7 protein-coding genes are annotated in these 7,929 nt (G+C 71.9%); all 7 read right to left on the minus strand.

The annotated features are described in order from the left end of the window. On the minus strand, window positions 1-2,085 hold a 2,085-nt coding region (locus Q7T52_RS13890; protein WP_304803456.1), incomplete at its 3' end, for an ATP-dependent Clp protease ATP-binding subunit. Between the two features lie 185 nt (window positions 2,086-2,270). Further along, window positions 2,271-2,609 (minus strand): Lsr2 family protein, encoded by a 339-nt coding sequence (locus tag Q7T52_RS13895; RefSeq protein ID WP_304803458.1) that lies wholly within the window; start codon window positions 2,607-2,609, stop codon window positions 2,271-2,273. Between the two features lie 92 nt (window positions 2,610-2,701). Further along, window positions 2,702-3,475: a type III pantothenate kinase gene (locus tag Q7T52_RS13900; protein WP_304803460.1), complete on the minus strand. Its 774-nt coding sequence runs from the start codon at window positions 3,473-3,475 to the stop codon at window positions 2,702-2,704. A gap of 3 nt (window positions 3,476-3,478) precedes the next feature. After that, on the minus strand, window positions 3,479-4,396 hold the full coding sequence (gene nadC, locus Q7T52_RS13905; RefSeq protein ID WP_304803462.1) for a carboxylating nicotinate-nucleotide diphosphorylase: 918 nt from the start codon (window positions 4,394-4,396) through the stop codon (window positions 3,479-3,481). After that, on the minus strand, window positions 4,393-6,060 hold the full coding sequence (locus Q7T52_RS13910) for an L-aspartate oxidase (RefSeq protein ID WP_304803464.1): 1,668 nt from the start codon (window positions 6,058-6,060) through the stop codon (window positions 4,393-4,395). The genes nadC and Q7T52_RS13910 overlap by 4 nt, the downstream gene beginning before the upstream one ends. A gap of 4 nt (window positions 6,061-6,064) precedes the next feature. Continuing rightward, window positions 6,065-6,958 (minus strand): pantoate--beta-alanine ligase, encoded by an 894-nt coding sequence (panC, locus tag Q7T52_RS13915; RefSeq protein WP_304803466.1) that lies wholly within the window; start codon window positions 6,956-6,958, stop codon window positions 6,065-6,067. Window positions 6,959-6,960: 2 nt separating this feature from the next. Continuing rightward, the coding region (locus tag Q7T52_RS13920) for a Rossmann-like and DUF2520 domain-containing protein (RefSeq protein ID WP_370692325.1) at window positions 6,961-7,929 on the minus strand (969 nt) is incomplete at its 5' end.

Consider the following 7,929-nt stretch of genomic DNA (forward strand, 5'->3'; position numbering starts at 1 on the left):
GTTCTTCATCCGCTCGTAGGAGCCGGCCGCGTCACCGCTCTGGTTGAAGCCCAGGTGGATCGACTTGTTGATGTCGCGGGTGCCGAGGTTGGTCGTCATGATGATGACGGTGTTCTTGAAGTCGACGACCCGGCCCTGCGAGTCGGTCAGGCGACCTTCCTCGAGGATCTGCAGCAGCGAGTTGAAGATGTCGGGGTGGGCCTTCTCGACCTCGTCGAACAGCACCACCGAGAACGGCTTGCGGCGCACCTTCTCGGTGAGCTGGCCGCCCTCCTCGTAGCCGACGTAACCGGGAGGCGAGCCGAAGAGCCGCGAGACGGTGTGCTTCTCGGAGAACTCCGACATGTCGAGCTGGATCAGGGAGTCCTCGTCGCCGAACAGGAAGTCGGCGAGCGTCTTGGACAGCCAGGTCTTGCCGACACCGGAGGGGCCGGCGAAGATGAACGAGCCGCCGGGGCGCTTGGGGTCCTTGAGCCCGGCACGCGTGCGACGGATCGCGCGGGAGATGGCCTTGACGGCCTCGTCCTGCCCGATGACGCGCTTGTGCAGCTCGTCCTCCATGTTGAGCAGTCGGGTCGACTCCTCCTCGGAGAGCTTGACGATCGGGATGCCGGTCGCGACGGCGAGGACCTCGGCGATGAGCTCCTCGTCGACCTCGGCGACCTCGTCCATGTCGCCCGCGCGCCACTGCTTCTCGCGCTCGGACTTGCGCAGCATGAGCTGCTTCTCCTCGTCGCGCAGGCGCGCCGCGGCCTCGAAGTCCTGGCCGTCGATGGCGCCCTCCTTGCGGGAGCGGACCTCGGCGATCTTGTCGTCGTACTCACGCAGGTCGGCGGGCGCCGTCATCCGGCGGATGCGCAGCCGCGAGCCGGCCTCGTCGATGAGGTCGATGGCCTTGTCGGGCAGGAACCGGTCGGAGATGTAGCGGTCGGCCAGCGTCGCCGCCGAGACCAGGGCCTCGTCGGTGATCGTGACGCGGTGGTGGGCCTCGTAGCGGTCGCGCAGCCCCTTGAGCATCTCGATCGTGTGGGCGATCGACGGCTCGGCGACCTGGATCGGCTGGAAGCGGCGCTCGAGGGCGGCGTCCTTCTCGAGGTACTTGCGGTACTCGTCGAGGGTCGTCGCACCGATCGTCTGCAGCTCGCCCCGGGCCAGCATCGGCTTGAGGATGCTGGCGGCGTCGATCGCGCCCTCGGCCGCACCGGCCCCGACGAGGGTGTGGATCTCGTCGATGAACAGCACGATGTCGCCGCGGGTGCGGATCTCCTTGAGCACCTTCTTGAGGCGCTCCTCGAAGTCGCCGCGGTAGCGGCTGCCGGCCACGAGCGCGCCGAGGTCGAGGGTGTAGATCTGCTTGTCCTTGAGCGTCTCGGGCACGTTGCCCTTGACGATGTCCTGGGCCAGGCCCTCGACGATCGTCGTCTTGCCGACGCCCGGCTCACCGATGAGGACGGGGTTGTTCTTCGTGCGGCGCGACAGGATCTGCATGACCCGCTCGATCTCGGTCTCGCGACCGATCACGGGGTCGAGCTTGCCCTCGCGGGCGTCCTGGGTGAGGTTGCGGCCGAACTGGTCGAGCACGAGCGAGGACGACGGCGCGTCGCCGCCGCTCGACTGCGCGGCGGCCGCGGCGGTCGACTCCTTGCCCTGGAAGCCCGAGAGCAGCTGGATGACCTGCTGGCGGACCCGGTTGAGGTCGGCGCCGAGCTTCTGCAGCACCTGGGCTGCGACGCCCTCGCCCTCGCGGATCAGGCCGAGCAGGATGTGCTCGGTGCCGATGTAGGAGTGGCCGAGCTGCAGCGCCTCGCGCAGCGACAGCTCGAGGACCTTCTTGGCCCGCGGGGTGAAGGGGATGTGACCGGACGGCGCCTGCTGGCCCTGCCCGATGATCTCCTCGACCTGCGCGCGCACGGCCTCGAGCGAGATGTCGAGGCTCTCGAGCGCCTTGGCGGCGACGCCCTCTCCCTCGTGGATGAGGCCGAGCAGGATGTGCTCGGTCCCGATGTAGTTGTGGGAGAGCATGCGGGCCTCTTCCTGGGCCAGCACGACCACCCGGCGAGCTCGGTCTGTGAACCGCTCGAACATGCGCAACTCCTCGAAAGTCCTGTGGGGTCCCGCCCACTCCTGGGTGGAGAGAGGGGTACGGGAGGTCTAACCCCTCGGCCAGCCTACGCGTTCCGTGGAACACCCCAACGGAGTCCGCTGAGAGCGAACAAGACCACCCGCGACCTGGAACGGTCGCGGGTGGGCTCGGGTGGCCGTCGTGGGTGTCAGCTGGCGGCTTCGAACGCCTCGCGCACGTTGCCGGGGATGCGGCCGCGCTCGGGGACCTCGTAGCCGTTGGAGCGGGCCCACTCGCGGATCTCGGCGGCGCTGGTGCCGCCGTTGGTGGCCGCGGCGGCGGTCTTGCGGGTGCCGCCGGTGCGACGCGAGGTCGGGACCTTGCGGGCATATCCGACATATCCGGCGAGCGACTCGCGCAATGCCTTTGCGTTCTTGGTGTTGAGGTCGATCTCGTAGGAAGTGCCGTCGAGACCGAAAGCCACGGTCTCCTCCGCCTCGGTCCCGTCGAGGTCGTCCACGAGAACGATGTTGACCTTTTGTGCCATTTCTAAGTCCTTCGATGTTGAGTGTGGGGAATCTCGGGATATCCCACTATGGCACACCTAATCGACGAAGCGAATTACCGAGACATTGTGTTTCACCCATTTCGATGAAAGACCAGCTCGAGGCCTTTCAGCGTCAGCCAGGGGTCCACATCGGTGAAGCAGTCGCATTCGTCGATGACGAGCGGCGCGAGATATCCGGTCGCAATCACCGAGACGGTCTCGGGGTCGACGTCGAGCTCCTCGATCATCCGCTCGACGAGGCCCTCGACCTGGGCGGCGACGCCGAACACCAGGCCGGACTGCAGGGCCTCGACGGTGTTCTTGGCGATGACCGAGCGCGGACGGACCAGCTCGACCTGTCGCAGCTGCGCGCCGCGGCGCCCGAGCGCCTCGAGGGAGATCTCGATTCCGGGGCTGATGCAGCCCCCGACGTAGTGCCCCGCCGCATTCACCACGTCGAAAGTCGTGGCGGTCCCGCCAAAGTCGACGACGATGGCCGGACCGCCGTAACCGGTTGCCGCCGCCAACGAATTGACGATGCGATCGGTCCCCACCTCGCGGGGGTTGTCCATGAGCACCGGAATGCCGGTGCGGACGCCGGGTCCGACGACCAGGTGGGGGACGTCGCCGAAATGCCGCGACAACATGTCACGACCGGCCTGGGTGACCGCCGGAACGGTCGAGCAGACGACAATCCCGTCGATGCTCTCGAGGCGCCGACCGAGAAGTCCGCGGAATAGCACCGCCCACTCGTCGGCCGTGCGGTGCTCGTCGGTCGAGACCCGCCAGTCGGCCGACACCGAGCTCGCGTCGATCAGCCCGAGCACGGTGTGGGCGTTGCCGACGTCGACCGCGAGCAGCGGCATGGGTTACTCCTGGTCCTGCAGGTCGAGGCCGAGGTCGAAGACGACGACCGAGTGCGTGAGCGCGCCGACCGAGATGAAGTCGACACCGGTGGCGGCGACCGCGCGGGCGCGGTCGAGGGTCAGCCCGCCGGAGGCCTCGAGGCTCGCGCCGGTGGACGAGGCCGCGGTGATGCGGACCGCCTCGGCCATCGTCTCGTCGTCCATGTTGTCGAGCAGGATCTCGGTGCAGCCGGCGTCGAGCAGCGCGCGCAGCTGGTCGAGGTCGGTGACCTCGACCTCGACGGGGAGGTCGGGGTAGGCCGCGCGCACGGCCTCGAAGGCGGGGACGACGCCCCCGGCGGCGATGACGTGGTTGTCCTTGACCATCGCCTTGTCGGTGAGGCCGAACCGGTGGTTGACGCCCCCACCGCAGCGGACGGCGTACTTCTGCAGGGCGCGGAGCCCGGGCAGGGTCTTGCGGGTGTCGAGGACCCGGGCGCGGCTGCCCTCGAGCGCGGCGACCCAGTGCGAGGTCGCGGTGGCGACGCCCGAGAGGTGGCAGGCGAGGTTGAGCGCGGTGCGCTCGGCGGTGAGCAGGCCGCGCGTCGGGCCGGCCACCCGCAGCACCGAGTCGCCGGGCGCGACGACGGTGCCGTCGGGGACGCGGTGCTCGACGACGAGGTCGTCACCGAGGACGGTGTGGAAGACCAGCACGGCGACCCCGAGACCGGCGACGACGCCGGGCTCGCGGGCGTTGAAGTCACCGACCGCGCGGGCGTCGTCGCCGATCGTGGCGGTGCTGGTCGCGTCGGCGGCTCCGCCGGGGAGGTCCTCCTCGAGGGCCGCAACCACGAGCGCGTGCACGGCGCGCGGGTCGAGCCCGGCGTCGCCCAGCTCGGCGACCAGTGCGGCCGGGAGGTCGTCGTAGGACGTCCAGCTCATGCGTGCAGCCCGCCGTCGGTCGCGGGCGCCGGGTGGAACCTCACCTCGGCGACGCCGTCGCTCATCACGGTGTCGACGTGTCCCGCCCAGCGCGCGTCGTCGCGCTCGGGGAAGTCGTCGCGCCAGTGCGAGCCGCGGGTCTCCTCGCGCAGGGTGGCCGCCTCGGTGAGCGCGGCCGAGATGGTGAGCAGGTTGGTGGTCTCCCACGCCGCGAGGTCGACCACGGTCGAGCCCTGGCCGCCGAGCTTGTCGAGGACCGCGGAGGCCTCGGCCAGGCCGGCGGCACCGCGGAGCACGCCGACGCGCGAGGTCATCACCTCCTGCAGCTCGTCGCGAACCTCGCCGGACACGAGGCCGGCGGTCCGGGGGTCGGTGGCCGGCTCGCTCCACGGCCGGAGCTCGCCCGGCAGCACCTGGGCGATCCGGCGCGAGAAGACGAGGCCCTCCAGCAGCGAGTTGGAGGCGAGCCGGTTGGCGCCGTGGACGCCGGAGCAGGCCACCTCGCCGGTGGCGTAGAGCCCGGGGACGTCGGTGCGGCCGAGAAGGTCGGTGCGCACGCCGCCCGAGGCGTAGTGGCAGGCGGGCGCGACCGGGATGAGCTGGGTGACCGGGTCGACGCCGTGGGCGCGGGCGGTCGCCAGGATGGTCGGGAAGCGCCGCTCCCAGAACGGCGCTCCGAGGTGGCGGGCGTCGAGCCACATGTGCGGGTGGCCGGTGTCGAGCATCCGCCGCATGATCGCCTTGGCGACCACGTCACGCGGGGCGAGGTCGGCGAGCTCGTGGACGCCCTGCATGAACCGCTCGCCCTCGAAGTCGACGAGGAAGGCGCCCTCGCCGCGCACCGCCTCGGATATGAGGGGCTGCTGGCCGTGGGAGTCGGGACCGAGGTACATGACCGTCGGGTGGAACTGGACGAACTCGAGGTCGCGCAGCGTCGCGCCGGCGCGCAGCGCCAGGGCCATGCCGTCGCCGGTCGAGACCGACGGGTTGGTGGTCTGGCTGAACACCTGGCCGAGGCCGCCGCTGGCGAGGATGACCGCCCGGCAGTGGACGGCGCCGACGCCGTCGCGCTGCCCCTCGCCCATCACGTGGAGGGTCAGGCCCGCGACGCCACCGTCGGCGTCGAGCAGCAGGTCGACGGCCAGGGCCCGCTTGATGACCTCGATCTCGGGGGCCGCACCGACCGCGGCGATCAGGGCCCGCTGGATCTCGGCACCGGTCGCGTCGCCGCCCGCGTGGGCGATCCGGTCGCGGTGGTGGCCGCCCTCGCGGGTCAGCGAGATCTCGCCGTCGGCGTCGTGGTCGAAGACCGCGCCGAGCGCGATCAGCTCGCGGACCGCCTCGGGTCCCTCGTCGACGAGCACCCGCACCGCCTCGGCGTCGCACGCACCGGCCCCCGCGACGAGGGTGTCGACGGCGTGCTGCTCAGGGGTGTCGCCCGGACCGAGGGCGGCGGCGATGCCGCCCTGGGCCCACTGGGTCGATCCGGCGGCCAGCCGGTCCTTGGTGACGACGAGGACCTTGTCGACCCCGGCGGCGCGCAGGCGGAGCGCGGCGGTGAGGCCGGCGATCCCGGAGCCGACGATGACGACGTCGGCCTGCGTGGTCCAGCCGGGCTCAGGGGCGGTCAGCCGGCCCGGGACACGGCGTACGGCGGTGGGCATCCGCTCAGGCTAGTCCGGGAGACGAGGAGAGGGTCAGCGGCACGTTGTCGATGAGCCGCGTGCTGCCGACCCGACCAGCGACGAGAGCGCGTGCCTCGGTGCCGGGCGCGGGCTCGTCCGGCACCGGCGAGAGGTCGGGCAGCGTGATCTCGAGGTAGTCGAGGTCGACGCCCGGTGCCGCGCGCAGCTCGGCCCGGGCGGAGTCGAGCGCCGCAGCCACGCCGTACGACGACGCCTCGGCCGCGGCACGGAGCGCGCGGCTCAGGGCGAGCGCGGCCTGGCGCTGCTCGGCGTCGAGGTAGCGGTTGCGGCTGGACAGGGCCAGCCCGTCGGGCTCGCGGACGGTCTCCGCGCCCACGACGTCGACGCCCAGGCACAGGTCGGCGGACATCCGGCGGATGAGCACGAGCTGCTGGTAGTCCTTCTGGCCGAACACGGCGACGTCGGGACGCACCAGGCCGAACAGCTTGGCGACGACCGTGAGCACCCCGGCGAAGTGGCCCGGACGACTCGCGCCGTCGAGGACCGACCCGAGCGGGCCGGGGTCGACGGTGACCGCAGGCGGCCAGGCGGGATAGACCTCGTCGACCGCGGGGGCTAGGACGAGGTCGACGCCCTGCTCCCCGCAGACCTCGAGGTCGGCGTCGAGGGTGCGCGGGTAGCGGTCGAGGTCCTCGCCCGGGCCGAACTGCAGCGGGTTGACGAACACCGAGACGACGACCGGGCCGGCACCGACCTCGGCGCGGGCACGGTCCATCAGGCTCGCGTGACCCGCGTGGAGGGCGCCCATCGTCGGCACGAAGCCGACCCGCTCCCCCGCGCGCCGGGACGCGGTCAGCGCGTCGGCGAGCTCGGAGCGGGTGGTGACGAGGCGGGGTGCCGGGCGGGGGCTCGCCACGGTCAGGTGGTCCAGCGGACCGGCCGGGCAGCGGCGGCGGCCTCGTCGAGCACCTCGCTCATCTTCATCGCCCGGATCGGCAGCAGGCGGCCGTCGGTGACCGCACGGCTCAGGGTGGCGCGGGCCAGCGCGAGGTAGGACGGCAGCGTCTGCGGGGCCTCGGCGAGGATGCCGTCGAGGTGGGCCTGGAGGGTGCCGATGTCGCCGCGGACGATCGGGCCGGTCAGCGCGGCGTCGCCGTGCTCGAGAGCGTTGTCGAGGGCCGCGGTGAGCAGCGGGCGGAGCGTGGCGGCGGGGTCGTCGGCACCGGCCGCGGCGAGGATCTCCATCGCCTCGGTCACCAGGGTGACGAGGTGGTTGGCGCCGTGGGCCAGACCCGCGTGGTAGAGCGCGCGGCGCGACTCGGGCACCCACAGGCACCGGCCGCCGAGGTCGCTGACGAGCTGGGCGGCGAGCTCGCGCTCCTCGGGCTCGGCGGTCAGGCCGAACACGCAACCCGTCAGCCGGTCGAGGTCGACCGAGGTGCCCGAGAACGTCATCGCCGGGTGCAGGGCGATCGGGCGGGCGCCGACCGCGGTCGCCGGCGCGAGGACGGCGAGGCCGTGCCGGCCGCTGGTGTGGACGACGTACTGGCCCTCGCGGAGCGCCCCGCTGTCGGCGAGCACGCGCACCACGTTGCCGAGCATGTCGTCGGGCACCGTCAGCAGCAGCAGGTCGCAGGCCCGCGCGACGGCGCTCGGCTTGTCGACGGGTACGCCGGGCAGCAGGTCGGCCAGGCGCCGGCGGGAGGCGTCGGACTCACCGGCGGCCGCCACGATCTCGTGGCCGGCGGTCCGCAGGGCGGCGGCCAGGACGGCGCCGACGCGACCGGCGCCCACGACGCCGATCGTGAGGCGCAGGGGCGTGCTCGGGAGGTGCGACATCAGGAACCTTTCGTTCCAGTCCCCGAGGGGTACCGGACGATGTGCTCG

Origin of the sequence: Nocardioides sp. (assembly GCF_030655615.1) — a bacterium.
Taxonomy (GTDB): Bacteria; Actinomycetota; Actinomycetes; order Propionibacteriales; family Nocardioidaceae; genus Nocardioides.

Coding starts and splice junctions, on each gene's coding strand:
- nadC (WP_304803462.1), bottom strand. CDS start 4,396: ATGAGCTGGACGTCCTACGACGACCTCCCGGCCGCACTGGTCGCCGAG.
- Q7T52_RS13910 (WP_304803464.1), bottom strand. CDS start 6,060: ATGCCCACCGCCGTACGCCGTGTCCCGGGCCGGCTGACCGCCCCTGAG.
- Q7T52_RS13895 (WP_304803458.1), bottom strand. CDS start 2,609: ATGGCACAAAAGGTCAACATCGTTCTCGTGGACGACCTCGACGGGACC.
- Q7T52_RS13900 (WP_304803460.1), bottom strand. CDS start 3,475: ATGCCGCTGCTCGCGGTCGACGTCGGCAACGCCCACACCGTGCTCGGG.